The organism is Rhodosalinus halophilus (assembly GCF_003298775.1).
In the GTDB taxonomy this organism is placed as follows: Bacteria; Pseudomonadota; Alphaproteobacteria; order Rhodobacterales; family Rhodobacteraceae; genus Rhodosalinus; species Rhodosalinus halophilus.
In genome coordinates this window covers 80781-107102 of the sequence record NZ_QNTQ01000015.1, presented here as the reverse complement: position 1 = coordinate 107102, position 26322 = coordinate 80781, and the positions used below count along the sequence as shown (strand labels likewise).

Sequence of the window (26322 nt, the reverse complement as noted above, 5' to 3'; positions counted from 1 at the left end):
GGCGCACCTGCCTTTTTTAGCGCTCAGGCGCGGATCACTTCAGGACTTCGGTCCAGATCGCGCGGTAGATCTGCTGCGCCTCGGGCGGGCAAATCTTGGAATCGACGCCGGCCCCGGCGAGCTCCTCGGGCACGTTGACCTCCGGCGCCGTGGCCATGACCTCGTCCATGTATTCCTCGGAGCCCGCGATGCCGTTCGCGTAACGCGCGAAGTTCGACAGCATCGCGGCGTTCTCAGGCTCCATCACGAAGTTCATGAAGGTCTTGGCCTCCTCGACGTTCTCCGCATCGGCGAGAATGGCGAGGTTGTCCGACCAGACCGGATAGCCGGTCTGGGGGTAGCCGAAGGCGTAGTCGGGGTTCTGCAGGCGCACGCGCAGCGCGGCGCCGTTCCAGTAGAGGCCCGCCGACAGGTCGCCCTCGGCGTATTTCTCGATGGTGCCGTAGTCGATCGACAGCCAGTGCGGCTTGGCCGCGAGCAGACGGTCGCGCACCTTCTGCAGCACCTCGCGGTCCTGCGTGCACTGCTCGCCGCCCTCGTAGTAGATCGCGATGGACATGACATCCATCATCTCGGGGATCACGTTGATCTTGCCCTGAAGCTCCTCGGGCGGCTCGAGGAAGAGGGCGGCGGTGTTGATGTCGCCCTCGTAGACGGAGGTGTCCACGACCATGCCGACCGTGCCCCACTGCCACGGCACGGTATAGCGGCGGCCGGGATCGAACTCGGGATCGCGCCAGCGCTCGGCCACATGCTCGAAGTTCTCCATCTGGTCGGGCCGCGCCTCCATCAGCAGGCCCTCCTCGATGAAGATCGGCACGTAGGTCGCCGAGGGCACCACCATGTCGAAGCCGTGCCCGCCCGCCTTGATCTTGGCCAGCGCGGTGTCGTTGCTGTCGTAGTCGGTGATCGTGACGTCGATGCCGGTCTCTTCCTCGAACTTCTCGATCATCTCGGGGCTGGTGTAGTTGCCCCAGTTGTAGAGCTGCAGCTCCTGCGCCAGCGCGGGCCCCGAGAGCGTCAGCGCCGCCGTCGTCATCAGCAGTCGTTTCATCTTTTCATACCTCCTTGGTCACTTCCTGCTTCGGCTGAGGAAGAAGAACGCCATCACCAGCAGCACCGAGACGGCGAGAAGCGCGGTCGAGATCGCGTTGATCTCTGGCGTCACCACCCGGCGCAGCTGGCCCAGCATGTAGGTGGGCAGGGTATCCTGCCCGGCGGATTTCACGAACTCGGTGATCACCACGTCGTCGAGCGAAATCACGAAGGCGAGCATCGCGCCGGCGAGAATCCCGGGCCAGAGCTGCGGCAGCGTCACCCGCCGGAACGCCTGCCAGGGCGTGGCGTAGAGATCGGCCGCCGCCTGCTCCAGCGTGAGGTCCATCCCCTGCAGCCGCGCCCGGATGGGCAGGAAGGCGAAGGGGATGCAGAAGGCGGTATGCGCGATTATGAGATACCACAGCCCGGTATAGCCGGTGGCGACCTTGATCATCGCGAAGAAGATCAGCAGCGCCACCGCGGTCACGATCTCGGGCACCATGAGCGGCTGGTTCACGATCGCGAAGACCACCGTCTGCCCGCGCCAGGGCCGCGTCCGCGTGGTGGCGAGCGCGGCGCCCACCGCCGCGCCGGTGGCCAGGATCGAGGCTGCCGTCGCGATGATGACGGAGCGGATCGTCGCCTCCTGAACGCGCTCGTTCTCCAGCGCCGACTGATACCAGCGGAGCGAGAAGCCGCCCCATTCGGCCACCGAGGTGCTGTCGTTGAAGGAAAAGACCACCAGCAGCACGATCGGCAGGTAGAGCATCACGAAGCACAGCAGCGCCACCGTGGTGAACCCCGGCTGGCGGGTGACGTCGAACCCCTTGCCCCTAGCCATGCCCGCGCACCTCCTCGCGGCCCACGGCGCGGACGTAGAAGATCAGCGCCACCATCACGATCACCAGCAGCGTCAGCGCCAGCGCGGCGCCCAGCGGCCAGTTGCGGCCCTGTCCGAACTGCAGCTCGATGAAGTTGCCCAGCATCATGTTCTTGCCGCCGCCCAGCACCCGCGGCGTGACATAGGCGCCGAGGCAGGGCACGAAGACGAGGATCGAGCCCGCGACGACGCCGGGCTTGACCAGCGGCAGGATGATCCGGCGCAGCACCTGAAACCGTGTCGCGTAAAGGTCGTATCCCGCCTCCACGAGGGAGAAGTCGAACCGCTCCATGGAGGCGTAGATCGGCAGGATCATCAGCGGCAGATAGACATAGGCCATGCCGACCAGCACCGCGAACTCGGTGAACATCATCTGGATGGGGGTGTCGATCACCCCGATGCCCACCAGGAAGCTGTTGAACGTGCCCTCGTTGCGGATCAGCTCCATGATCGCGAAGGTGCGGATCAGCAGGTTCGTCCAGAACGGGATGATGACCAGCAGCATCCAGAAATCGCGCGTGCCGCGCGGGCGCGTCGCGATGAAATAGGCGGTCGGAAACCCGATGATCAGGCAGATCACCGTCGTCATCAGCGACAGCTTGATCGAACGCCACATGATCGACAGATGCGCGTCGGCGAGCTCAATCTCCTCGGTGAAGAAGTCGCGCTCTGCGAAGACGTTGAACCACGCCTTGAGCGAGAATTCCCAGACCACGCCGCCATAGTCGCCGGGCGTGAGGAAGGAATAGACCAGCACGATCAGCAGCGGCCCGGAGGCTGCGAAGATCAGGATCGCCATCGCCGGCGCGAGCAGAAAGGCGCGGGTGCGCCGCTCCTCGCGCTTGCGGGCCGCGGCGAGGTCACGCATCGAGGTCGGGCGGGTGGAGGCGATATCGGTCATGGCCTCAGTCCCTCAGCACCTGGCCCACGCCGGGGCCGAAGCGCACCGAGACCCGGTCACCCCTGCCGCGCGCCTCGGCCTGGTCGGGCTGGTTCTGCCGGCGCACGACGAAGCGCCCGCCGGCGTCGAGATCGACGTGGAAATGGGTATCGGTGCCGAAATAGACGACATCGCCCAGACGCCCGGGCAGCAGCCCCTCGCCCTCGGGGGCGAGATCGGCATGTTCGGGCCGGACCGCGACCGTCACCGGCCCCTGCCCCGCACCGCCCTCGGCCGCGCGCGCCGCGATCTCGCGGCCGGAGGCGAGGCGCACCTCGGCGCGCTCGCCCTCGACCGTCAGCAGCTCGGCCTCGAGGAAGTTGGTGTCGCCGATGAAGTCGGCCACGAAGCGCTCGGCCGGATGGTCGTAGATGTCGCGCGGGCTGCCGATCTGGCGGATGGCGCCCGCGTTCATCACCGCGATCCGGTCGGACATGGTCAGCGCCTCTTCCTGATCGTGGGTGACGAAGACGAAGGTGATCCCGGTCTCGGACTGGAGCCGCTTGAGTTCGAGCTGCATGTCCTTCCTGAGCTTGAAATCCAGCGCCGAGAGCGGCTCGTCCAGAAGCAGCACCCGCGGCCGCGGCGCCAGTGCGCGGGCGAGCGCCACGCGCTGCTGCTGACCGCCCGAGATCTCGCTGGTGCGCCGGTCGGCGAGCTCCGACATGCGCACGAGGTCCAGCATCTCGCCCACGGTGCGCCGCACCTCTTCGCCCGGCTTGCCCTGCATCTCGAGACCGAAGCCGATGTTCTGCGCCACCGTCATGTGGGGGAAAAGCGCGTAGGACTGGAAGACGGTGTTGACGGGCCGCTCGTAGGGCGCGAGCCGCAGAAGATCCTGCCCTTCCAGCGTCACGCTGCCCTCGGTGGGATCGACGAAGCCCGCGATCACCCGCAGAAGCGTGGTCTTGCCACAGCCCGACGGCCCCAAGAGCGTGAAGAACTCGTTCTGCCGAATCGTGACGCTGACCGTATCCAGCGCGCGGAAGGCGTCTGCGGCGGAGCCGAAGACCTTGGTCACGCGGTCGATCTCGATCATGCTGTCAGGCCCCTCCGTCGCTGACGCTCGTGCGCCACGCTGCCAGACAACCACCGCTCGGGCGGCGCTGCAACCGAGTATGGCGACGGCCACGCGGCGCCGCTGCCCCGCCGCCCGCGTTTCGGGCACCTTCCCCGGCTGCGACCGCGCGCGACCCTCCACGCCCCCTGACCGCGCACTCCGCAGCCTCCACCCCTTGGCAAGCGGGCCGCTTCGGCGCAGAACGGGCAGCGCGAGATCGAGGGAGGGCACAATGACCGAAACGATGCAGGCCGTGGTCTGGAACCCCGCGGCGCGGGCCTACGAGGCGACCTCCGCGCCGGTGCCCGAGCCGGGCCCGGAGGACATCCTGGTCAGGGTGGCGGCGGCCGCGCTCAATCCGGTCGACGGCAAGATGCAGGGGCGCATCCCCGCCGACGCACCACCGCGCGCGCTGGGCTACGACGCCTGCGGGGAGGTTCTCGCCGTGGGCGCCGCCGTGGGCGGCTTCGCCCCCGGCGACAGGGTCTGGTACGCGGGCGCGGCCGACCGGCCGGGCAGCTTCGCCACGCATCAACTCGTCGATCACCGCCTGGTCGCGCGCGCCCCGGACGGCCTGGAGGACGCCGACGCCGCCGCGATCCCGCTCACGGCGATCACCGCATGGGAGGCGCTCTTCGACAGGCTGGGCTACGCCCCCCTCGCCGAGGGCGGCCAGTCCGAGCGACTGCTGTTGATCAACGGCGCGGGCGGCGTGGGCTCCGTCGCGCTTCAGCTGGCGAAGCTGTCCGGGATCGCGGCCACGGCCACCGCCTCGCGCGCCGAAACCCGCGACTGGTGCGCGCGCATGGGCGCGGCGGAGGTGATCGATCACGCCGCCCTGCCGGATCTGGGCGACGCGAGCTTCGGCCGAATCCTCTGCGCCCACGACACCGACCGCTATTTCGACACGATGGCGCGGCTCGTAGCCCCGCAGGGGCGGATCGTGTCGATCGTGGGCACCCAGGAGAAGCACGACCTCGCGCCGCTGTTCCAGAAGAGCGCGAGCTTCGGCTGGGAGTTCATGTTCACCCGCCCCGTGCAGCGCACTCCGGACATGGCCCGCCAGGGCGAGATCCTCGCCACCGTGGCGCGGCTCTTCGACGAGGGCCGGCTGCACCCCACGCGCACGGCCACTTTCGAGGGGCTGACGGTCGAGACGATCGAGGCGGCGCAGGCCCGCCTCGCCGAAGGCCGCCAGATCGGCAAGATCGCCTTCCTCTGGTGAGGCGCGCAGGCGCGCTTGCCGTTGGCCAAGCGCGCCGCATGCGCGTATATGGCGACAGCAGCCTGTGACAGAGCGAGTGCGCCCATGCCGATCTTCGATTTCCTCTCCGGCCAGTTCATCGACGTCATCGAATGGACGAACGACACCCGTGACACCCTGGTCTGGCGCTTCGAGCGGCACGGGCACGAGATCAAGTACGGCGCCAAGCTCACCGTGCGCGAGGGGCAGGCGGCGGTCTTCGTGCACGAGGGGCAGCTCGCGGATGTCTTCACCCCCGGTCTCTACATGCTCGAGACCAACAACATGCCGATCCTGACGACGCTCCAGCACTGGGATCACGGCTTTCGCTCGCCCTTCAAGTCCGAGATCTACTTCGTCTCGACCACGCGCTTTCCGAACCTCAAGTGGGGCACCAAGAACCCGGTGATCGCCCGCGATCCCGAGTTCGGCCCCGTCCGGCTGCGCGCCTTCGGCACCTATGCCATCCGGGTGGCCGATCCCGCCCGCTTCCTGCAGGAGATCGTGGGCACCGACGGCGAGTTCACCATGGACGAGATCAGCTTCCAGATCCGCAACGTGATCGTGCAGGAGGTGAGCCGCGTGCTGGCCGGCTCGGGCATCCCGGTGCTCGACATGGCGGCCAACACCGCCGACCTCGGCAAGCTCGTGGCGCGCGAGATCGCGCCGGTGATGGCCGACTACGGCCTCGAGATCCCCGAGCTCTACATCGAGAACATCTCGCTGCCGCCGGCCGTCGAGGCCGCGCTCGACAAGCGCACCTCGATGGGCCTCGTGGGCGATCTGGACCGCTTCGCGCAGTATTCCGCGGCCGAGGCGATGAGCCGCGCGGCCGACAACCCCGCCGGGGGCGGCATGGCGGCGGGACTGGGCGCGGGCATGGGCATGGCCATGGGCGCGCAGATGGCCCGCCAGGGCCCATGGGGCGCGCAGCCCGCCCAGGCCGCCCCGCCGCCCCCGCCCGTCGAGCACGTCTGGCACATCGCCGAGAACGGGCAGACGAAGGGCCCCTTCTCCAAGGCCGCGCTGGGCCGGATGGCGACCTCCGGAGAGCTCACCCGCGACACCTTCGTCTGGACCGCCGGACAGGACGGCTGGAAACGCGCCGAGGACGTGGCCGAGCTCGCGCAGCTCTTCACCGTGATGCCCCCGCCGCCACCACCGCCGCCGGGGCGCTGACGCCCGGTCCTTCCTCTTGCCATAAATACCCCCGCCGGAGCCGTCCCGACGCATGCAGCCCCCGACGCCGCCCGCCCCTGAGGCGCCCGCGCCGCCGCCGCGCGACGCGACCGAGGAGCACCGCTTTCCCTGCGAGCAATGCGGCGCCGACCTGCGCTTCGAGCCGGCGAAGGGGCGGCTCGTCTGCGATCACTGCGGGCACACGGAAGAGGTGGAGGGCGCCCCGGTCCCCGCGATCCGCGAGCTCGACTTCCGCGCCGCGCTCGACGCGCAGCTGCCCGCGGCCGAGATGGAGGAGACGCGCGTCTCGCGCTGCCCCAACTGCGGCGCGGAGGTGGAATTCGACCCGGACATCCACGCCAAGGAGTGTCCCTTCTGCGCGACGCCGGTGGTGACGGACACCGGCACGCATCGCCACATCAAGCCGCGCGGCGTGCTGCCCTTCGCGCTCGACGAGTCGGCGGCGAGGCGGGCGATGCGCGACTGGCTGGGCCGGCTCTGGTTCGCGCCGAACGGGCTGCAGCAATACGCGCGCCGCGGCCGGCGGATGCAGGGCATCTACGTGCCCTACTGGACCTTCGACGCGCAGACCGCGAGCCGCTATTCGGGCATGCGCGGCACCGCCTACTACGTCACCGTGACCGTGATGCGCGACGGCAAGCCCGCGCAGAAACGCGTGCGCAAGATCCGCTGGACGCCCGTGTCGGGGCGCGTCGCGCGGTTCTTCGACGACGTGCTGGTGCTGGCCTCGCGCTCGCTGCCCAAGACCTTCACCGACGCGCTGGAACCCTGGGACCTTGCCGCGCTCGAACCCTACCGCCCCGAGTTCCTGGCGGGCTTCCGGGCGGAAGGGTATCAGGTCGCGCTGCCCGAGGGCTACGAGGAGGCAAGGGCCAAGATGGATCAGGTGATCCGTCGCGACGTGGCCTTCGACATCGGCGGCGACGCGCAGCGCATCCATTCCATCGACACCGCGGTGAGCGACGTGACGTTCAAGCACGTGCTGCTGCCCGTGTGGCTTGCTGCCTACAAGTATCGCGGCAAGACCTACCGCTTCGTCGTCAACGGCCGCACCGGGCGGGTGCAGGGCGAACGCCCCTGGTCGGCCGTGAAGCTCGCCTTCGCGATCGTGACTGGGCTGCTGATCGCCGGCGCGCTGGGCTACTGGCTGGCGCAGAACCCCGAGCTCTGGGCCGACGGCGTGAGCTTCGAGCCCAGCTTCTACTGACGGGGCGCGGACGGACCGCGCCCCGCGCGGCCGTCACCCCTTGCGGATCTCGACCTTCTTCTTGCCGCCCTCGGGCTCGGGGCGCTTGCGCGGCACGGTGATGGTGAGCACCCCGTCCTTCATGTGCCCCTCGACCTTCTCCTGAACCGCGTCGGCGGGCAGGCGGAAGGACCGGGTGAAGCTGCCGTACTGACGCTCGGTGAAGAACCAGGTGTCGCCGCTCTCCTCGCGCTCGGATTTCTTCTCGCCCTTCACGGTCACGACGCCGGCATCGACGCTCACCTCGATGTCGTCCTCCGACACGCCGGGAAGCTCCATCGTGATGGTGTAGGCGTCCTCGCCGCCGCTGGCGTCGGAGGCCGGGGCGAGCATCTCGGCCACGCGCGCGCCGAGATTGCGGAAGGGATCGTAGAGCGCGGGCCAGAGGCCCGAAAGCTGCGATTTCTCGACCATGACGAGTCTCCTTTCTCTCGGTACCCTATGCGCGCATTTTGCGCGGCCTTGGCGAGATGTGATTGACACGCATCAAACGCAAGCGCGCCGGTTGCATCGCCGGGAGGGCCGGGGCAGTCTTCGGCCGCACGGCGGAGGCGAGGCGAGGCGATGCGGGCAGTTATCCAGCGGGTGAGCGAGGCGCGGGTAAGCGTCGAGGGGGCCGTGCTGGGCGAGATCGGCCCGGGCCTCATGGTGCTCGTCTGCGCGATGCAGGGCGACACCGAGGCGGCCGCCGACAAGCTGGCGTCCAAGGTGGCGCGGCTGCGCATCTTCCGCGACGCCGAGGGACGGATGAATCGCTCGGTCCTCGACGCGGGCGGCGGCGCGCTCGTCGTCAGCCAGTTCACGCTGGCCGCCGACACCGCGCGCGGCAACCGGCCGGGGTTTTCGGCGGCGGCCGACCCCGAGGAGGGGCGACGGCTCTACGAACGCTTCGCCGCGGCTCTGCAGCGCGAAGGCGTGCCGGTGGCGACCGGCCGCTTCGGCGCCGAGATGCAGGTGGCGCTCGTCAACGACGGGCCGGTGACGATCCCTCTCGAGGTCTGAGAGGGTCTTGGCGCGCCGCGCGGCGAGGCTAGGTTTCGCCGGAATCGCGAAGGAGGCAGGGCGAGGCATGCCCGACACGGCAGCGAACGAGTCTTTCACCCCCGGCCCCGGCCAGGAACGGGCCCTGCGCGACGCGCTGGGGCGCTTCGGCACCGGCGTCACGGTCGTGACCTGCGCGACCGCGACCGGCCCGCTCGGCATCACGGCCAACAGCTTCGCCAGCGTCTCGCTGGACCCGCCGCTGGTGCTCTGGTCGCCGGCGAAGAATTCGAGCCGCTATCCCTTCTACGCGGCGGCCCGGCATTTCGCCGTGCATGTCATGGGCGCGGAGCAGTCCGCGATCAGCCAGGGCTTCGCCCGGTCGGGCGACGCCTTCGATGGCATCGACTGGTCCGAGAACGCGGAGGGCGTGCCGGTCATCGCCGGATGCCTCGCGCGCTTCGACTGCGAAAAGGTGGCCGAGCACGAGGGCGGAGACCACCTGATCGTGGTCGCCCGGGTGCTGCGCGCCGAGGCGCGCGACGGCCCGCCGCTGCTGTTCTACTCGGGCCGCTACGGCGGTTTCGCGGAAGGCTGAAACGCCGCGATCTCCAGGCGGCCACGCCTTCGGCGTGACGCTCTCTGGCACTGCGTGCGAGCGAGGTTCCGTCCGCCGGTGACCATGACCCGGACGCCGGTCCGCTTTCTGCTGTCGGACCCAGGAACGTCCGAGCCGAGGTGACGGAAACCGGCTCGTCTCCTCCGAGCGGCCGCGCGGACAGTCCATCTCGACGGGCGCGCCGCGGTCCTTCTTCTTGGCCCAAGTATCCCGGGGGTGAATTGGCCGTCAGGCCAGAGGGGGCAGCGCCCCCTTCCACGCCGCGCCGTCAGAGCGAGATGGTTCCCACGCTCGCGCCGCCGCAGACGTAGAGCACCTGCCCCGTCACGAAGCCGGACGCCGGATCGCAGAAGAAAAGGAAGGCGTTCGTCACGTCCGCGGGCTGGCCCAGTCGCCGCACCGGAATGGTCTGCGCGAGCTTCGCCTCGCGCTCCGATCCCTTCTCGACGATGCCCCAGAAGTTGTCGGTCTGGATCGGGCCGGGGGCCACGACGTTGACGGTGATGCCGTGCGGCGCGAGCTCCAGCGCCCAGGTCCGCGCCATGCCCACCATCCCCGCCTTCGTCGCCGAATAGGCGGTGCGCGTCGGCACACCCATTGCCGCGCGCGAGCCGTTGAAGAGCACGCGCCCGAAGCCGCGCGCCTTCATCGCGGGCAAGGCCGCCTGCAGGAGCGTGAGCGCCGCGCCGAGATGAAGCTGCGCGAGACCCGCGATGTCCTCGGGCTTCGCCTCCTCCACGAGGTTCGGCCAGATCAGCCCGGCGTTGTGGACAAGATGGGTGATCTCGTGGCGGGCGGTCACCTCGGCCGCGGCCTCCTCGACCGCCTTCGGGTCCAGCAGGTCGACCTCCACCTGCTCCAGCCGGTCGTGGCGCCAGTCGCCCTTGTGGCGGGCCATCGAGATGACGGTGTAGCCCCGGTCGAGCAGCGCCTGCGCCAGATCGGCGCCGATGCCCTTCGAACCACCGGTGATCAGCGCGGTGTAGTCGGTCATGTCGCCTCCTTCGGGATCAGGGCCAGCACGCGGAGCGGGCTGCCGGTGCCGCCCTTGATCTTGAGCGGCGGCGCGATGAGCATCGCCCCCGTGGGCGGGAGCCGGTCGAGGTTGGCGAGGCATTGCAGGCCGTATTTCCCCGCCCCGTGCAGGTAGAAATGCGCCGGGAAGGGCGGGTCGTAGTGAGACCCCTGCCCTGCGTCGGTGCCCACCGTCTCGGTCCCGAAGCCGCGGATGTCGCGCGCGACGAGCGCCTGCACCGCCTCCGGTGTCGGACCGGGCGAATGCGCGCCGTCCTCGCGCATGTTGAGGTAGTCGGCGCCCGTCCGCTTCGACCAGTCGGTGCGCATCAGCACCCATGACCCGGCCGGGATCGGGCCGTGCTGCGCCTCCCAGGCCTCGATGATCTCGGGCGTGAGCTCGAAGTCGTCGTCGCGCGCCGCACCCTCGGAACAGTCGATCACCACCACGGGACCGATCAGCGCATCGGGCGGGATCTCGTCGACGTGGCCGTGGGGGATGTCGCGGCCCGAGACCCAGTGCACCGGCGCGTCGAAATGGGTGCCGGTGTGCTCGTTCATCGAGATGTGGTGCCACTTCCAGGCCGGGCCGCGGTGGTCGTAGGCGGAAACTTCCTCCATCCGGAAGCGTGCGCACTGCCCGAACTCCGGCGGCAGGACGATGACCGGGAAATCCGGGTCGAGCCGATGGGTGAGGTCCACCACCTCGACGGCGCCAGATGTGAGGGCATGGGCAAGCTCGTTCAGAACGGTCATGCAAGCCTCCGCGGAGCGCCGTGGCGCTCATCGGCCCTCGCGGGCCTCTGCGCGAGACGCGCCCGCAAGGGCGCGCCGAGCATTGCGTGCAAGATGCTCATGCCCCTTCCCCCCTGATCTCGCGGTCCAGCACGGCCGGGTCGCGGCGCCAGCGTTCGGCCAGATCCTTCGCCACGTCGCCGCAGTAGACCTCCTCCAGCCCGCGCTCGAGGCCGTCCACGACGCTGCGCGCCAGCGCCTTGGGCGCGACCTTGGGCGGCGGCAGGCCCTGGTGCCAGTCGTCCTCGGTATGGCCCGAATAGACGCACATGACCCGAAGGCCGGATTCCGCGAACTCGGCGCGCAGGGTCTGCGCGACCGAACGCGCCGCGGCCTGGCTGGCGCAGAAGGCGCCCATGCGCGGGTCGGGCGAGAGCGCATAGGCCGAGAGCAGCGTCACCAAGGCGGCCGAGGAATTGATCCCGTCCGCCGTGCGCGCGGCCATCCCCGGGCCGAAGGCCTGCGCCAGCCGCATCAGCCCCAGCGCGTTGACCTCCATCTCGTCGCGGGCGTGGATCGTGTCCTGTCCCAGGATGCCGCCCGGGCGCAGGAAGCGGGCGGTGTTGATCAGGATGTCGGTCTTGCCGCCGATCTCGCCCGCCAGCGTCTTCAGGCTGTCGGGATCGGTCACGTCGAGCTTCATCAGGGTGACGTCCTCGCGCCCCTCGAAGCGCGCGCGGCCAGGCCAGCGCCGCCAGGGTTCCGGCTCGCCCAGGAACACATGCGCGGCGCCTGCCGCCAGTAGCGCCTCGACCAGCGGGGCGGCGACCTCGGACCGTGCGTCGGTGACCAGCACGCGGCGGTGCTTCACATGGGTACCCATCGCGCGGGTCATCGGATCCTCCTCCATCGCAGGGCTGCCGCGTTCCGGCAGGGCGAGCAGCACCCCCTGCCCCGCCCGGTCGAGGCGGAGCGACAGGCGCACCCGGTCGCCGCGCACAACCTCGCCATGCAGGTGCACCACCGCGACCGGCCCGGCATCCAGCTTCGCGGTGCCGGTGCGCCAGGGCATCCGCTCGCGGAAATAGGGATCCGGCGAGGCATGGATGCGCGTCTCGGCGATGATCTGCGCGCCCGGGTCGGTCTCGCGCCAGTCCAGCCGCACCGAGAGGCAGGCATGGCAGGCGTCGCGCGGCGGATACTGCACCGCGCCGCAGTCTCGGCAGTGCTGGAGCATGAAGCGCCCCTCCGCCGCGGCCACGGCCAGCCCGAGTGCGGCGCGCGAGCGCGGCAGCGGCGGCAGCGTGGGCACGCGGCTGCGCTTCTGCGGGTCCTTCTTGCGCGGCGTCGGGAGCGGCTGGGTCATGCGCCCTCCAGCACCGCGGCGGCGGAGCAGATGCCGCGGTCATAATTCACCATGCCGAAGCCCGAGACGCAGGCGCGGCGGGCCTCCGCCACCTGTGTCGGTCCCGCCTGCCCGGTCACCTGCCGCAGCGCCTCGACGAGGCCGAGGTAGCCGCCCGCGGCGCCCGCCTGCCCGACCGAGAGCTGCCCGCCCGAGGTGTTGTGCGGGAAGTCGCCCGTCACGGTCAGGTCGCGGGAGCGCACGAACTCGGCCCCCGCGCCCTTGTCGCAGAATCCGAGGTCCTCGATCTGCATCATCGAGATCACCGGATAGTCGTCGTAGGTCTGGAGCAGGTCCATGTCCTCCGGCCCCAGCCCCGCCATTTCCCAGAACTCGTCGATGTCCGCAGCCCAGCCGCCGCGCAGTTGCACGGGGTCGTCGGGAAAGGCGTTGTGCCGCTCGATGGTTGAGCGCAGGCGCGCGAAGGGCAGGCCGCGGCGCGCTGCCTCGTCCTCGCGCATGACGAGAAAGGCCTCTGCCCCCGCGCAGGGCATCACGCAGTCGAAGAGCGCGATGGGCTCGGCGATGGGGCGCGCGCCCATGTAGTCGTCGAGCGTCAGCGGCTTCTTCATCAGCGCGTCGGGGTTGCGCAGGGCGTTGTCGCGCTGCGCCACGGCGATGCGGCCGAAATCCTCGCGCGTGGCGCCGTATTCCGCCATGTAGGCATCCATGATGAGCGCGAAATTGGCGTTGGGCCCGCCGTAGCCGTAGGGGTAGCCCGCGTCCTGTGAGAAGCGCGAGAAGGACGAGAGCAGCCGCCGGAAGCTGTCGATGCGGTTCATGTCGCCCGCGACGCAGGCCACGATGTCGGCATCGCCCGCCTGCACCGCCCGCGCGGCGCGGCGCGCGGCCACCACGCCGGAGGCCCCGCCCATCGGGATCGTGTCGAGCCACCGGACGGTGAAGCCCAAGTGCTGCGCCAGCCCCACCGGCGTGTCGGGAAAGAGCGTGAAGGACGACACCGACAGCCCGTCCACCTCTTCCTTCCTGAGCCCCGCGGCGTCGAGCGCCGCCTTCAGCCCCCGCGCGATCCACCAGTGCGCTGTTTCCTGGCTGTAGCGGACATACCGCACGGTGACGGGCGCGCAGAGCGCCACGCCGTCGTAGGGCGCGCGCCTCATGCCGCGGTCCGCTTCTTGAGCGGGCGCAGGTCGTGGGTGGCGGGATCATTCAGCAGCCCGGCGGCTTGCGTCTTGAGCGTGCCGCGCTGGATCTTCTGCGTGGCCGTCAGCGGCAGCGCATCCACGAAGGCGATGTAGCCGGGCGCCTTGTAGTAGGCCAGCCGCGTGAGGCACCAGCGGGTGATCTCCTCGGCGAGCGCCGCATCGCCCTCGCCCTCCACCACCAGCATGGCGAAGACCTCGTCGCCGCGGATCGCGTCGGGCACCGCGGCCACGCCCGCCGCCCGGACCTTCGGGTGGCGCATCAGCGCGCTCTCGACCTCGACGGCGGCGATGTTCTCGCCCGAGCGGCGGATGACGTTCTTCTTGCGGTCCACGAAGAAGACGGAGCCGTCCGCCTCCTGCCGGACAATGTCGCCCGTGTGGAACCAGCCGCCCTCCCAGACCTCGGCGGTGGCCTCCGGGTTCTTGTAGTATTCGGCGAAGAAGCCGTGGCGCGGATCGTCCCCGGCACGGCGGACGAGCAGTTCCCCAGGCTCGCCCGTTGCGACGTCCTTCCCTGCGTCGTCCACGATCCGCATCTCCATGTAGGGCTCGGGCCTGCCGAGGCAGTTCTCGCCGACGCGCCGCGGCTCGCGGTTGGCGGCGATGGTGGCGGCGGAGCCGGTTTCCGTCATCGCCCAGGCCTCCACCAGCGGGAAGCCGAAGCGCGCCTCGAAGGGCGCGTGCAGCTTCGGGTCGATCCCCGCGCCGAAGCCGAAGCGGACGCGGTGCGCGCGATCGTCGGGCGACTCCGGCATCCCCATGAGGATCGACGGCATCACGCCGAGATAGTGAAGGCACGTCGCCCCGCTCTCGCGCACGCTCTTCCACCAGCTCTTCGGGTGAAAGCGGTCGAGCGGGATCAGGCAGCCGCCCACGGCGATCATCGCCATGAAGGAAACCGCGAGCGCGTTCATGTGGAAGAGCGGCAGCGGCGTGATCATGCGCTCGCCGTCCTCGGTTATCTCGCAGAGACCGCCCGCGCCTGCATACCAGTCGCCCGATAGCAGGAAATAGGTGTTGGTGAGCACGCAGCCCTTCGGCTGCCCGGTGGTGCCGGAGGTGTAGAGCAGCGCCGCTTCGCGCTCTGCCGGGCCGCCGGCCCGCGCGGCCACCCGGGCCCCCTCGCGCGGCGCGGGCACCGGCTCTCCCGGCGCGATCACCGGCATTTGCACGCCGGCTTCGAGAGCGGCTTCGCGCAGCTCGTTGCAGCGCGACGGCAGCGCCACCGCCAGCGCGGGCTCGGCGTGGCCGATCATGTAGGCCTGCTCGCCCGTGCGCAGATCGGGGTTGAGCGGCACGATCGAGGCGCCCAGGCGGTTGAGCGCGAGGAACCAGAAGAAGAAGACCGGCCGGTTCTCCAGCAGCAGCATCACGCGATGCCCTTCGCCGTAGCCCGCGGCCTCGAGCGCCGAGGTCAGACGATCCACCTCCGCCGCGGCCTCGGCATAGGTGATCTCGCCGGGTTCGATCCCGTAGACGTCGGCGGTCTCGGGCACCACGTGCAGGAATCCCCGCTCCGGCCAACGTGCGGCGGCCGCGGCGAAGGCGCCGTGCACCGTCTCTGCGCCTGAGTCGATCATGGCAGAAGCTGGATGTTGCCGAAGGCCGCGTCGCAGTTGAGCAGATCGACGCGCTTGTTGGCGATGCGCAGCCGGCCGTCGACCTGCCGGAGCTCGTGCCGCGCGGTCAATGCCAGCAACTGCTGCTCGTCCTGCCGCGTCTCGACGTAGTGCATCGAGGTGGTGGTGACGTAGCAGCCCTCTTCCTCGTTCATCTCGTCCACGAAGGGGCGCTGCAGGACATGGTGGCAGCGGCTCTTGGGCTTCTGGCTGAAGGTGCGCGCGCCGTTCAGCCGCTCGACCCGGAGCTTGAGCATGAAGATGTCCTCGTACATCAGCGAGGTGACGTGGACCGGATCCTCCTGCTTCCAGTCGAGCGGCATCCAGTAGTGCCCGTCGGGCAGCCAGAGGTCGAGCCACTCGTCGAAGCGGCCCTCGTCCAGCATCCGCGCCTCGTCGTAGACGAAGTCGATCAGATCGTCGCGCGTCACGCTCATTCCGCGGCCTCCCGCGCCGGTTCCTTGCCCATGTCCCAGGTCATGAACTTCACCCAGGCGTGAAACTGGTTGCGCATCTGGCGCTCGGTGGTGCCGTTCTCGACCTGCTCCTGGTCGTAGTCCTCTTCCCCGGTGTAGAGGCGCTGGACGTTGACCCATTCGTTGCCGTCCGCGTGCAGGCCCTCCTGCGCGCGCTCGTACATCTCGAGGTCGTCGTGGCCCACGATCGAGGTGGGCGCGTTGATCATGCGGTTGTACATCGCGTTGCGCGCCACCAGCTCGTCGGGCGCACCGACGGGGCGATAGATGTAGCTTTCCACAAGCGTCTTGTCCGCGGCCAGCGGGATGAAGACGCGCAGCTGCTGGATCGGGCCCTTGATCATGATGTTGGGGAAATAGACCGTGTTGTGCCGGTTCTCGCCAAGGATCTGCGCGGCCTTCTCCTCGCCGTGGCCCTCGACCATCGCCTCCCAGTAGCCGGGGATCTGCGAATATTTCGAGTGGATCGACTGCGTGACGCCGGTGTGGCCGTGGCCGTTGGGCCAGGTGCGGATGCCCATCTCCTCGAAGAACTCGTAAGGGGACATGAAGGGCGCGATGATCTCCATCGCCGGCGGCTTGGGATCGTCCTCGGTATAGCCCAGCTCCTTCCAGATCTGCACCGCGGTGCCGGCGGAGGACTCATGCGCCACCATGGGGTGGCAGGTGTCGGTCTGGTTCTCCACCAGCATCTTCCAGTTGCACTTGTGCATGTAGCGCAGGGGCGGGCCCACGACCTCGAGCCGGCCCTCGGGCGAGCGGTCGATCATGTTGTCGAGCGAGCTCAGGCTCTCGCCGAAGAACTCCTCGAAGGAGATGCCTTCCTCGGCCAGACGGGCGAAGACGAAGCCGCGATAGTTCTTCACGGCGCCCACGGCGGTCATGCCCTTCGCGCCTTCGGTCTTGTCGAAGCCCGTGTCCTGGTAGCCCTTCTTGAGCGGGATCGCGAGCAGGCAGCCGTCGGTCTTGAACGACCAGGCGTGATAGGGGCAGCGGAAGAACTTGCCGGTGTTGCCGGTGCGGTCGATCGCGATCTTGGTGCCCTTGTGGGGGCAGCGGTTGTAGAGCACCTTTATCTCGCCGTCCGAGTGCCGCACCATGATCACCGGCTGATCCGCGACCTGCGTGGTGAAATAGTCGCCCTTGTTCGGCGTCTGGCTGTCGTGGCCCACGAAGACCCAGGCGTTGCGGAAGAGATGCTTCATCTCCAGCCGGTAGACCTCGTCGTCGATGTAGACGTCGCGGTGCACCTCGCCGCCGCGAAAGAGGCCTGCGACGGCCTCGGGGTTGTCGGTGTAGCGTCCCATCAGGCACCTCCCTTCGGGGTCCGGGAAGCCGCTTGGAAGCGGCTTCCACGCGGTTTTCAAACCGCGTGGCCCAAGGCGTTTGCAAACGCCTTGGGCACGCGCGTCACAGGTCGAGCTTCAGCCGCGGCGTCTTCGCGCGGCTGACGCAGATCTGCATGAGCTTGCCCTCCGCCCTCTCCGCCTCGGAGAGCACCACGTCGCGGTGGTCCGGCACCCCCTCCAGAACCTCGGTCTGACAGATGCCGCAATCGCCGCGCTGGCAATCGTAGATCAGGTCGTGCCCGGCCTCCTCGAGCACCTCGATGATGCTCTTGCCGGGCGGGATGGTGAAAACCTCGCCGCTCGAGGCGAGCTCGACCTCGAAGCTGTCGTCGCCTTCGTCCGCCCCGGCCGAGGCATTGTCGAAGAGTTCGACATGCACCCGCTCGCGCGGGATGCCCGCCGCCTCGGCCTTGGCGAGCGCCGCGTCGATCATCGGGCGCGGGCCGCAGACGTAGAGATGCTGGTCGGACCCCATCGCCGCGATCAGCCCGTCGAGGTCGATGGGCCCGCCCGCCACGTCGTCGAAATGCAGCGCGAGGGAGTCGCCGAGGCTCTCCGCCAGCTCTTCACGGTAGGCCATGACGTCCTGCGAGCGGGCGGCGTAATGCAGCGTGAAGGGCGTCCCCGCCGCCTTCAGCGCGTGCGCCATCGAGATCATGGGGGTGATTCCGATGCCGCCGGCGAGCAGCAGCGCCGGCTTGCCGGCCGCGACCGGGAAATCGCATTTCGGAGCGGTGATCTCGACCTCGTCGCCCTCGCCCAGACCGTGCATGAAGCGCGACCCGCCCAAGCCGTCGTCCTCGCGCTGCACGGCGATCGTGTAGCGCTCGGGCGCCTCGGGCACGGGCCCGAAGGTCACCAGCGAATAGGCGCGGTCGCCACCCTCGTCCAGTGCGACCCGAAGATGCGCGCCGGGCTCCCATGCGGGCAGCGTGCCGCCTTCGGCCGGCGCGAGCGTGAACTCGGCGATCCGGTCGGTGAGCGGCGTCCTGGCCACGATTCGCAGGCGGTGGGTCGTCACGACAATCTCCCTTTGCCATAAACATGAAATTTCATATATTGACCGTCAAGAGCCTTTTTCGCGGGGGACAGGCATGGACGGACAGCCGGGCGGATCCACGAACGAAGATCGGCAGGGCGAGAGCTTCGTCCCCAACTACCTCCTCTACCTGCTGGCCGCGGCGAGCGAGGCCGCGAGCGCGCAGTTTCATGCCCATGTCCGCGCGCAGGGCGTGCGGGTGCCGGAATGGCGCGTGCTCGCCTGTCTCGCCGACCGCGACGGCGAGATGGTGACCCGGCTGGCCGGCTACGCGCTGATCGAGCAGTCACGCCTGACCAAGATCATCGCGCAGATGGACGCGAAGGGCTGGGTCACGCGCCGCGGCGATTCGCAGGACCGGCGGCGCGTGCGCGTCTTTCTGACCGAGGCGGGCCGGGCGCTTGCCGAGCGGCTGGTGCAGGATGCAAGAGCGCACGAAGCGCAACTTCTGGCGAAACTCGAGGGCGGCGACGCCGCCCGGATCAAGCAGGCTCTTGCGACGCTGATCGACGAACTCGGCGCGGCACAGCATCGCACCCCGGGCGCCGAAGATTTTTCGAACGAATAACCTTCTCGTCCGGCCTCAACAGACAGCTGCTCCGAAAAGAAAATTCTTCGTTCGAAGAATTTTCGCCCCGCGCTCACGGCATGAGCTGCGCGGGGAGGCGCGCATAGCCGCGAAACCGCATCCGGCCGCCCAGTTCCCGGCCCGCCAGGATCTCGTAGCGCGGGAAACGGGCGAGCAGCCGTCCGATGGCGATGCGTCCCTCGAGTCGTGCGAGAGTCAGGCCCACGCAGACATGCGGGCCGCCCGCGAAGGCCAGATGCTTGTTCGGCTTGCGCGCGATGTCGAAGCGCTCCGGCTCCGGAAACTGCGCGGGGTCGCGATTCGCCGCGCCGATGCACAGATGAAGATTGGTTCCGGCGGGAATGGTCATGCCCCCGAACTCGACCTCCTCGGTCGTTTCGCGGTTGCCCAGCTGGTTCGGCGAGTAGAAGCGCAGAATCTCTTCCACCGCCGGCTGGATCAGATCGGGATTTTCCAGAAGCTGCGCCCGCGCCTCGGGGAAATCGTGAAGGGCCGCGAGGCCGTTGCCGATCAGGTTCGTGGTCGTCTCGTGGCCCGCGTTCAGGATGAAGATGCAGTTCTGCAGAAGCTCGGTCTCGGAAAGCTGCGCATCCGCCCCCTCGCCCCGGATCAGGCGGGTGAGCACGTCCGTCTCGGGGTCGCCCGGCGCGGCGCGGCGGCGGGCGACGAGATCCTCGAGATAGATCTTGAACTCCTCGACCGCGCGGTTGCCGCGGGCGAGTTCCTCGGCCGACAGGACCGGTTCCAGCGCGCCCAGGATCGCGAGCGACCAGTCGCGCAGCGGCCCGCGCTCCTCCATCGGCACATCGAGCAGGTTGCCGATGATCTGGATGGGAATCGTGCTGGCGAAATCCTCGATGAGATCGACGGTGCCGCCGGCGCGCTCCTTTTCCGCCATCGCGTCGAGCAGATGCTCCACCGTCTCGATCAGCCCGGGCTCCATGCGCTGGATCGCGCGGGGCGTGAGCGCCGAGGTCATGATCTTGCGCACGCGGGTGTGCAGCGGCGGGTCGGAGAAGACAAGCGAGGTCGTATGATGCTCGTAAAGCGGGCTCCCGCGGCCGAACTTCGGCGCGAAGGCCTCGTGCTTGTCCGACGAGAAGCGCTTCGTGTCACGGTAGACACGGTCGAGATCGGCGTAGCGCGACAGCAGCACCGAGCCGTCCGGCTGGCGCAGCACCGGGGCGTGCGCGAGCAGCGCGGCATAGACCGGAAAGGGATTCTCGACGAAGCCGTCCGGCGGATTCGCCAGGTCGAATTCGCGCGCGACCTCGGCGGCGCGCGCGCTGTCGCGGTCCAGCTCGGTGACGTCGGTCATGGCTCGCTCCTCCCTCGCCATCGCGTGAGCGCGCAGTATGGCAGCCCGCTGCGCTCTTGACAACAAAACCGACCGTGTGGTCGATTTTGGAAAGAATCCGGTTCACACGCGAGCGAATCTGTGAATATATGACATTTCATATTTCTGCCGGGCGCAAGCGGAACCGGAGCCCCGGCGACGTGTAGGGAGGCACGATCCGATGCAACTCACGAAGATCATGACCGGGACGGCGCTGGCCGTCGGCCTGGCCACCGCCGCGCAGGCGCAGGAGACGCTCAACATCTCCACCTGGCTGCCGCCCAACCACCCGATCAACGTCGACATGTTCGGCGGGCTGGTCGAGATGATGGAAGAGGCCACCGACGGCGCGGTGACGGGCGAACTCGTCATGGGCCTCGCGCCGCCGCCGGCGCAGATGGACCTGATCATGGACGGCGCCGCGGATCTCTCAATCATCTTCCACGGCTACCAGCCGGGGCGTTTCGTAGGCACGAAGCTGATCGAGCTGCCGGGCTACGAGGGCAGCGCGGAGGCGGCGAGCGTCGCCTATTGGCGCGTGTTCGAGGAGCATCTGGCGGATCTCAACGAGCACCGCGGGGTCAAGGTGATCGCGCTGACGACACACGGACCCGCGCAGGTGCATTCGAACCAAGAGGTCAAGACGCTCGACGATCTCGACGGGCTCAAGACGCGCCTGCCCGGCGGCGTGGCGACCGACGTGGCCAACGAACTCGGCATGGTCGGCATCCAGGTGCCCGCGCCCAAGGTCTACGAGACGCTCGATTCGGGCGCGGCCGACGCCGTGACCATGAACATGGGCGAGCGCATCGGCTTCAAGCTCAACGAGGTCGCGAAGAACGTCTACGAGATGCCCGGCGGCTTCTACCGCGGCTCCTTCGCCGTCATCATGAGCCAGGAGCGCTTCGACAGCCTGCCGGAGGACGTGCAGGCCGCGCTCGAGGAGAACGTCTTCGGCGAGCCGGCCTCCCGCATGATGGGCCAGGCCTGGGACGCCTCCGACGCGCGCGCGACCGAAGCGACCATGGCCGCCGAGGACAACGTGATCGTCACCGCCTCGGAAGAGGATCAGGCGCGCTTCGCCGAGATCGCCGAGATGGTGATCGGCAACGTGCTGGCCGAGCTCGAGGAAGCGGGCGTGGACGCGCAGGCGGCCCACGAGATGGTTCAGCAGGAAATGGACGCCGCCGTCACCAACTGACGCGGCACGCCCCCAGGGGCGCGAGAGATGGGCGCGGGCCGGGTGCGGCCCGCGCGACCTTTCGGGGCGGGGACAGTCCTTTCATGACAGCGATTCTTCAGATCTTCCGGCAGGCGCTCTGGATCCCGGTCGCCCTCGCCTCCGTCGGGCTCTTCGCGCTCATGGTGCTGACCTTCGCCGACGTGGTGATGCGCTCGGCCTTCAACGCGCCCATCGAGGCGGCGACCGAACTCATCCGCATCGCCATGGCGATCATCGTCTTTTCGGCCCTGCCCATGCTCGGCTGGCGCGACGAGCACATCTCCGTGGACCTGCTTGACGGGGTCTTTCAGCGGCTGCGGCTCGCGCGCATCCGCGACGGGGTGATCCAGATCGTCTGCGGCGTCATCCTCTTCTTCCCGGCCGACCGGATCGTCGATCTCGCCGAGCGCGCGCGCAGCTTCGGCGATCTGACCGAATATCTCGCCATCCCGACCTTCTACGTCGCCTGGTTCATCGCGATCATGACCTTCGCCGCCGCCGCCGTGATGGTGCTGCGCGGGCTGGTCACGCTCTTCCGCCCCTCGCTCCTTTCCGAGTTCTCGAACAAATGACTGCATCCCTGATCGGATTCGGCGCCGTCCTGGTGCTCGTGCTGCTGCGCATGCCCATCGCCTTCGCGATGGGGCTCGTGGGTCTTCTGGGCTTCATGATGGAGACCAACTGGCGCGCCGCGATCAGCATGGCCGGCCGGCTGGTCATCGACACCGCGCAGGACTATGGGCTTTCGATCGTGCCGCTCTTCATCCTGATGGGGCTCTTCGTGAACAAGGGCGGCATCAGCCGCGAGCTCTATCAGGTCTCGAACGCCTTCCTGGGACACATGAAGGGCGGGCTCGCGATGGCGACCATCGTGGCCTGCGGCGGCTTCGCGGCGATCTCGGGCTCTTCGCTGGCCACCGCCGCGACCATGTCCAAGGTGGCGATGCCGGAGATGCGGAAATACGGCTATTCCGACAGCCTCTCCACCGCCTCGATCGCGGCGGGCGGCACGCTGGGTATCCTGATCCCGCCCTCTGTGATCCTGGTGATCTACGGGCTTTTGACCGAGACCTCGATCGGCCAGCTCTTCATCGCCGGGATCGTGCCCGGCGCGCTGGGCATCCTGCTCTACATGGTCGCGGTGCAGCTGTCGATCTGGCGCAACCCGGCCGCAGGGCCGGCCGGCCCCCGCACCGACTGGCCCGAGCGGATCGCGGCGCTCAAGGGCGTCTGGGCGGTACTGCTGCTCTTCTTCCTGGTGATCGGCGGGCTCTACGGCGTGCTCGACGTCTGGCCGATCTACCTGACCTTCTCGCCGACCGAGGCGGCCGGCATGGGCGCGATGGGCGCCTTCCTGATCGCTGTCTTCCGCGGACGGCTGTCGCTCAAGGACATCCGCGAGGTGCTGACCGAGACGACGCTGACCACCGCCTCCCTCTTCGCGGTGCTGATCGGCGCCTGGATCTTCTCCAACTTCGTCAACATCGCCGGGCTGCCGGAAGCGCTGCGCAGCCTCGTCGCGGACATGGGCCTCTCGCCCTGGATGGTGATGGCGATGATTCTCGCCATCTACATCCTGCTCGGCATGGTCTTCGAGAGCCTGTCGATGCTGCTGCTCACCGTGCCGATCTTCTTTCCGCTGGTCACGAGCCTCGGCTTCGATCCCGTCTGGTTCGGCATCGTGGTGGTCGTCGTGGTCGAGATCAGTCTGATCACGCCGCCGGTGGGGCTCAACGTCTTCATCCTGCGGGGCGTGGTGGGCGATGTCTCGACCGGCACGATCTTTCGCGGCGTGACGCCCTTCTGGCTGATGGACATCGTGCGGCTCGCGATCCTGCTCGCCGCGCCGGGCGTGGTGCTCTTCCTGCCGTCGATGATGTGAGGCACGCGCTCGATCGCGCCCCTCTCCGGGCGCTCCTCGCGAGGAGGCCCCGGAAGGGGCCGACGAGCGCCCCGTCGCTTGCCAGCCCGAGCGGCGGCGGCTACACCCGGACGCGGGCCTTTTCGAGAACGAGCAGGACAGTGACATGAGCGCCCCCGACTTCGACGACCGCATGCTTTCCCTGGGGCTGGCGCGCGTGGCGGAACAGGCCGCCATCGCCTCGGCCCGCCTCGTCGGCCGCGGCGACGAGAAGGCCGCCGACCAGGCCGCCGTCAACGCCATGCGCGAGCAGCTCAACCGGCTCGACATCTCGGGTGTCGTCGTCATCGGCGAGGGCGAGCGCGACGAGGCGCCGATGCTCTTCATCGGCGAGGAGGTTGGCACCGGCAAGGGTCCGGCCGTCGACATCGCCCTCGACCCGCTGGAGGGCACGACGCTCACCGCCAAGGACATGCCCAATGCGCTCACCGTGATCGCGATGGGCCCGCGCGGCAGCATGCTGCACGCGCCCGATGTCTACATGGACAAGCTCGCCATCGGGCCGGGCTATCCCGAGGGCATCGTCGATCTCGACATGCCGCCCGCGACGCGCGTCTCGGCACTGGCGACGGCCAAGGGCTGCGACCCCTCCGACATCACCGTCTGCATCCTGGAGCGCCCGCGCCATGAGGCGATGATCGCCGAAGTGCGCTCCACCGGCGCCGCCATCCGGCTCATCACCGACGGCGACGTGGCGGGGGTGATGCACTGCGCCGAGGCAGATGTCACCGGCATCGACATGTACATGGGCCAGGGCGGCGCGCCCGAAGGGGTGCTGGCCGCGGCGGCGCTCAAATGCATGGGCGGACAGATCCAGGGGCGGCTGCTGTTTCGCGACGACGACGAGAAGGGCCGCGCGGAGAAGGCCGGGATCGCCGATCTCGACCGCATCTACGCCCGCGACGACATGGTGGCGGGCGACGTGATCTTCGCCGCGACGGGGGTGACGGGCGGCTCGCTCCTGCCGGGCATCAAGCGCGACGTGGGCTGGCTGACCACCGAGACGCTGCTGATGCGCTCCAAGACGGGCTCGGTCCGACGGATGCGCTACCGCACGCCGGTGCCGCAGGGCTGAGACGCCGCGCCCGGCCGGACCGCCGCGGCGCCTGCCGCGCGGCGACAACGGGATCAGGAAGAAGGACAGGGCGCGGGCCAGCGCCCTGCTATGGAAGCCGTGGGGGACGAGCGGGCCTATCTTGGCGTCGAGCAGTCGCTGACCGGACGCCGCTGGGACGGCCCGGCCCCCGATCTCGCGCGCGCGGCCGAGGCGCTCGCCCAGCAGACAGGCCATCCGCTTGCGCTCTGCGCCGTGCTCGCGCGCGCAGGGGTGGCGCCTTTCGACTGCGACGCCTATCTCGAGCCGAAGCTGCGCGATCTGCTGCCCGATCCGCGCCGCCTGCACGACATGGAGCGCGCCGCGGCCCGCCTGCTGGACGCCGTCGCCCGCCGCGAACGCATCGCGATCTTCGCCGACTACGACGTGGACGGGGGCGCGAGCGCCGCGCTGCTCATCGACTGGCTGCGGCAGATGGGGCGCGCGGCCACGCTCTACGTCCCCGACCGCATCGACGAGGGGTACGGGCCGAACGTGCCGGCGATGCGCGCTCTGGCGGCCGAGCACGACCTGATCCTCTGCGTGGATTGCGGCACGCTCAGCCACGAGCCCATCGCGGCGGCGCGGGGCGCCGACGTCGTCGTGCTCGACCACCACCTGGCAGGGGAGACGCTTCCCGAGGCCTTCGCCGTGGTCAACCCGAACCGGCAGGACGAGGACAGCGGCCTGGGTCATCTCTGCGCCGCCGCGGTGGTCTTTCTGGCGCTGGTCGAGGCCGGGCGGCAGCTGCGCGGCACGGGCGCGGCCGGCCCCGACCTGATGGCGATGCTCGACCTCGTGGCGCTCGCCACGGTGGCGGACGTGGCCCCGCTCAAGGGGGTGAACCGGGCGCTGGTGCGCGCCGGGCTGCACCGCATGTCGATGCGCGACCGGCCGGGCCTCGTGGCGCTGGCCGACGCCGCGCGGCTCACCCGCCCACCGGACGCGGCCGCCCTGGGCTTCGCGCTTGGCCCCCGGGTCAACGCCGGCGGCCGGGTCGGCAAGGCCGATCTCGGCGCGCGGCTGCTGGCGACACAGGATGTGGACGAGGCGCAGGCGATCGCGGCGCAACTCGACGCGCTCAACGCGGAGCGACGCGCGATCGAGGCCGGGGTCCGCGACGCGGCGCTCGCCCAGGCCGAGGCGCGCGGGCTGGGCGGCCCGCTGGTCTGGGCGGCCGGCGAGGGCTGGCACCCGGGCGTGGTGGGCATCGTCGCCTCGCGCCTCAAGGAGACGGCGCATCGCCCGGCCCTCGTGATCGGCCTTGAGGGCGCGGAGGGCAAGGGCTCTGGCCGGTCCGTCTCGGGCGTGGATCTCGGTGCAGCGGTCCAGCGGCTCGCGGCCGAGGGGCTGCTCGTCAAGGGGGGCGGGCACCGGATGGCCGCCGGTCTCACCGTGAGGCGCGACCGGCTGGAGCCGGCGATGGAGCGGCTCGCCGAACTGCTCGCGCGGCAGGGCGCCGGGGCCGAACACAGGGCCGCGCTCAGGCTGGACGGGATGCTGATGCCGCGCGCCGCCACGCCGGAATTGGTCGAGGCGCTGGAGACCGCCGGCCCGTTCGGCGCCGGCGCCCCTGCCCCGCGCTTCGCCTTCCCCGCGCTCGCCATCCGCCACGCGCGCCGCGTGGGCGAGGCGCATCTCAAGCTCGACCTCGACGACGGCGCCGGCGGCCGGATCGGCGGCATCGCCTTCGGCGCCTTCGAGAGCGCGCTCGGCTCGCGTCTCGAGAGCCACGGCGGCGCCCGATTCCACATCGCCGGTCGGCTCGAGATCAACCACTGGCAGGGCCGCAGCCGGGTGGAGCTGCGCGTGGACGACGCGGCCGAAGCAGGCTGAAAGCGCCCGCCTCCCCGGCGTCAGCGCCGGAAATTTCCTCTTGCAGTGCCGGCGCGCATTTTCTAAGACCCCTGCGGATACCGGCACGGCCCGTTCGTCTATCGGTTAGGACGCCAGGTTTTCAACCTGGAAAGAGGGGTTCGATTCCCCTACGGGCTGCCAATTCTCCGGCCTTTTGAAAGTGTTGGCGGTGCAACGCCTTGCGTCGCTGCGGTTGCCTGGACGGGCCACGCGGCAGTCGAGCTTAGCTTCCCTTCGCTGTGATCGGCGGCAAGTCGTTCGCGACATCTGCTGTCCTTTCCTTTCCGAGCCGTG

Annotated in this window: 25 protein-coding genes and 1 tRNA gene; 12 read left to right on the top strand and 14 right to left on the bottom strand. The window is 69.4% G+C overall.

The window, feature by feature from the left end; genetic code table 11:
- Positions 1-34 precede the first annotated feature (34 nt).
- From DRV85_RS15225 to DRV85_RS15210, 4 genes are read right to left on the bottom strand one after another with little or no spacing between them, the layout of a single operon-like run.
- Complete coding sequence (locus DRV85_RS15225) at positions 35-1054, bottom strand: ABC transporter substrate-binding protein (RefSeq protein ID WP_113290335.1); 1020 nt, start codon at positions 1052-1054, stop codon at positions 35-37.
- Between the two features lie 18 nt (positions 1055-1072).
- Positions 1073-1879 (bottom strand): ABC transporter permease, encoded by an 807-nt coding sequence (locus tag DRV85_RS15220; protein ID WP_113290334.1) that lies wholly within the window; start codon positions 1877-1879, stop codon positions 1073-1075.
- A complete protein-coding gene (locus DRV85_RS15215; protein WP_233495540.1) occupies positions 1872-2786 on the bottom strand; it encodes an ABC transporter permease in 915 nt (304 codons plus the stop codon). The genes DRV85_RS15220 and DRV85_RS15215 overlap by 8 nt, the downstream gene beginning before the upstream one ends.
- Before the next feature lie 37 nt (positions 2787-2823).
- Entirely contained in the window at positions 2824-3897 is a 1074-nt protein-coding gene (locus DRV85_RS15210; RefSeq protein ID WP_113290332.1) for an ABC transporter ATP-binding protein, read from the bottom strand.
- 253 nt (positions 3898-4150) lie between these two features.
- Here DRV85_RS15210 and DRV85_RS15205 point away from each other — a divergent pair, with 253 nt between their 5' ends.
- The 3 genes from DRV85_RS15205 (at position 4151) to DRV85_RS15195 (ending at position 7568) form a co-directional block, all read left to right on the top strand.
- Positions 4151-5143 carry a zinc-binding alcohol dehydrogenase family protein gene (locus DRV85_RS15205; RefSeq protein WP_158540172.1) on the top strand — a complete coding sequence of 331 codons (993 nt, stop codon included), beginning with the start codon at positions 4151-4153 and terminating at the stop codon, positions 5141-5143.
- A gap of 84 nt (positions 5144-5227) precedes the next feature.
- On the top strand, positions 5228-6340 hold the full coding sequence (locus tag DRV85_RS15200) for an SPFH domain-containing protein (protein WP_113290330.1): 1113 nt from the start codon (positions 5228-5230) through the stop codon (positions 6338-6340).
- Between the two features lie 52 nt (positions 6341-6392).
- On the top strand, positions 6393-7568 hold the full coding sequence (locus DRV85_RS15195) for a TFIIB-type zinc finger domain-containing protein (RefSeq protein WP_113290329.1): 1176 nt from the start codon (positions 6393-6395) through the stop codon (positions 7566-7568).
- A gap of 33 nt (positions 7569-7601) precedes the next feature.
- Here DRV85_RS15195 and DRV85_RS15190 read toward each other — a convergent pair whose 3' ends face one another.
- Positions 7602-8021 (bottom strand): Hsp20/alpha crystallin family protein, encoded by a 420-nt coding sequence (locus DRV85_RS15190; protein WP_113290328.1) that lies wholly within the window; start codon positions 8019-8021, stop codon positions 7602-7604.
- A gap of 150 nt (positions 8022-8171) precedes the next feature.
- Here DRV85_RS15190 and dtd point away from each other — a divergent pair, with 150 nt between their 5' ends.
- Positions 8172-8609, top strand: coding sequence for a D-aminoacyl-tRNA deacylase (dtd, locus tag DRV85_RS15185; RefSeq protein ID WP_113290327.1), 438 nt, complete (start codon positions 8172-8174; stop codon positions 8607-8609).
- Positions 8610-8676: 67 nt separating this feature from the next.
- Positions 8677-9186, top strand: coding sequence for a flavin reductase family protein (locus tag DRV85_RS15180; protein ID WP_113290326.1), 510 nt, complete (start codon positions 8677-8679; stop codon positions 9184-9186).
- 289 nt (positions 9187-9475) lie between these two features.
- Here the strand turns inward: DRV85_RS15180 and DRV85_RS15175 are convergent, their stop codons facing one another.
- The 8 genes from DRV85_RS15175 to DRV85_RS15140 form a co-directional block, all read right to left on the bottom strand.
- Positions 9476-10201: an SDR family NAD(P)-dependent oxidoreductase gene (locus DRV85_RS15175; RefSeq protein WP_113290325.1), complete on the bottom strand. Its 726-nt coding sequence runs from the start codon at positions 10199-10201 to the stop codon at positions 9476-9478.
- Positions 10198-10977, bottom strand: coding sequence for a cyclase family protein (locus tag DRV85_RS15170; protein WP_113290324.1), 780 nt, complete (start codon positions 10975-10977; stop codon positions 10198-10200). Before DRV85_RS15170 ends, DRV85_RS15175 begins: the two co-directional genes overlap by 4 nt.
- 97 nt (positions 10978-11074) lie before the next feature.
- The gene (locus tag DRV85_RS15165; RefSeq protein WP_113290323.1) at positions 11075-12322 is read right to left on the bottom strand and encodes an SDR family NAD(P)-dependent oxidoreductase; all 1248 of its coding nucleotides are present in this window, start codon (positions 12320-12322) and stop codon (positions 11075-11077) included.
- Positions 12319-13482, bottom strand: a complete 1164-nt coding sequence (locus DRV85_RS15160) for a thiolase family protein (protein WP_113290322.1) — start codon at positions 13480-13482, stop codon at positions 12319-12321. Before DRV85_RS15160 ends, DRV85_RS15165 begins: the two co-directional genes overlap by 4 nt.
- Positions 13479-15107, bottom strand: a complete 1629-nt coding sequence (locus DRV85_RS15155) for an AMP-binding protein (protein WP_113290321.1) — start codon at positions 15105-15107, stop codon at positions 13479-13481. Before DRV85_RS15155 ends, DRV85_RS15160 begins: the two co-directional genes overlap by 4 nt.
- Positions 15104-15583 carry an aromatic-ring-hydroxylating dioxygenase subunit beta gene (locus DRV85_RS15150; protein ID WP_113290320.1) on the bottom strand — a complete coding sequence of 160 codons (480 nt, stop codon included), beginning with the start codon at positions 15581-15583 and terminating at the stop codon, positions 15104-15106. Before DRV85_RS15150 ends, DRV85_RS15155 begins: the two co-directional genes overlap by 4 nt.
- The gene (locus DRV85_RS15145) at positions 15580-16929 is read right to left on the bottom strand and encodes an aromatic ring-hydroxylating dioxygenase subunit alpha (protein WP_199525974.1); all 1350 of its coding nucleotides are present in this window, start codon (positions 16927-16929) and stop codon (positions 15580-15582) included. The genes DRV85_RS15150 and DRV85_RS15145 overlap by 4 nt, the downstream gene beginning before the upstream one ends.
- A gap of 103 nt (positions 16930-17032) precedes the next feature.
- Positions 17033-17992 (bottom strand): PDR/VanB family oxidoreductase, encoded by a 960-nt coding sequence (locus tag DRV85_RS15140; RefSeq protein WP_113290319.1) that lies wholly within the window; start codon positions 17990-17992, stop codon positions 17033-17035.
- A gap of 73 nt (positions 17993-18065) precedes the next feature.
- Here DRV85_RS15140 and DRV85_RS15135 point away from each other — a divergent pair, with 73 nt between their 5' ends.
- Positions 18066-18578, top strand: a complete 513-nt coding sequence (locus tag DRV85_RS15135; RefSeq protein WP_113290318.1) for a MarR family winged helix-turn-helix transcriptional regulator — start codon at positions 18066-18068, stop codon at positions 18576-18578.
- A 73-nt stretch (positions 18579-18651) separates the two neighbouring features.
- Here the strand turns inward: DRV85_RS15135 and DRV85_RS15130 are convergent, their stop codons facing one another.
- Positions 18652-19917, bottom strand: a complete 1266-nt coding sequence (locus tag DRV85_RS15130) for a cytochrome P450 (RefSeq protein WP_113290317.1) — start codon at positions 19915-19917, stop codon at positions 18652-18654.
- 199 nt (positions 19918-20116) lie between these two features.
- On the opposite strand from DRV85_RS15130, the gene DRV85_RS15125 reads away from it, so the two are divergent.
- The 6 genes from DRV85_RS15125 (at position 20117) to DRV85_RS15100 (ending at position 26169) form a co-directional block, all read left to right on the top strand.
- The gene (locus tag DRV85_RS15125; RefSeq protein WP_113290316.1) at positions 20117-21136 is read left to right on the top strand and encodes a TRAP transporter substrate-binding protein; all 1020 of its coding nucleotides are present in this window, start codon (positions 20117-20119) and stop codon (positions 21134-21136) included.
- A gap of 83 nt (positions 21137-21219) precedes the next feature.
- Positions 21220-21729 (top strand): TRAP transporter small permease, encoded by a 510-nt coding sequence (locus DRV85_RS15120; protein WP_113290315.1) that lies wholly within the window; start codon positions 21220-21222, stop codon positions 21727-21729.
- On the top strand, positions 21726-23039 hold the full coding sequence (locus DRV85_RS15115; protein WP_113290314.1) for a TRAP transporter large permease: 1314 nt from the start codon (positions 21726-21728) through the stop codon (positions 23037-23039). Before DRV85_RS15120 ends, DRV85_RS15115 begins: the two co-directional genes overlap by 4 nt.
- Before the next feature lie 145 nt (positions 23040-23184).
- Positions 23185-24153 (top strand): class II fructose-bisphosphatase, encoded by a 969-nt coding sequence (gene glpX, locus DRV85_RS15110; RefSeq protein ID WP_113290313.1) that lies wholly within the window; start codon positions 23185-23187, stop codon positions 24151-24153.
- Positions 24154-24243: 90 nt separating this feature from the next.
- Entirely contained in the window at positions 24244-26007 is a 1764-nt protein-coding gene (gene recJ / locus DRV85_RS15105; RefSeq protein ID WP_113290312.1) for a single-stranded-DNA-specific exonuclease RecJ, read from the top strand.
- An 87-nt stretch (positions 26008-26094) separates the two neighbouring features.
- Positions 26095-26169 (top strand) — tRNA-Glu (locus DRV85_RS15100).
- The last annotated feature ends 153 nt before the right edge of the window (positions 26170-26322 follow it).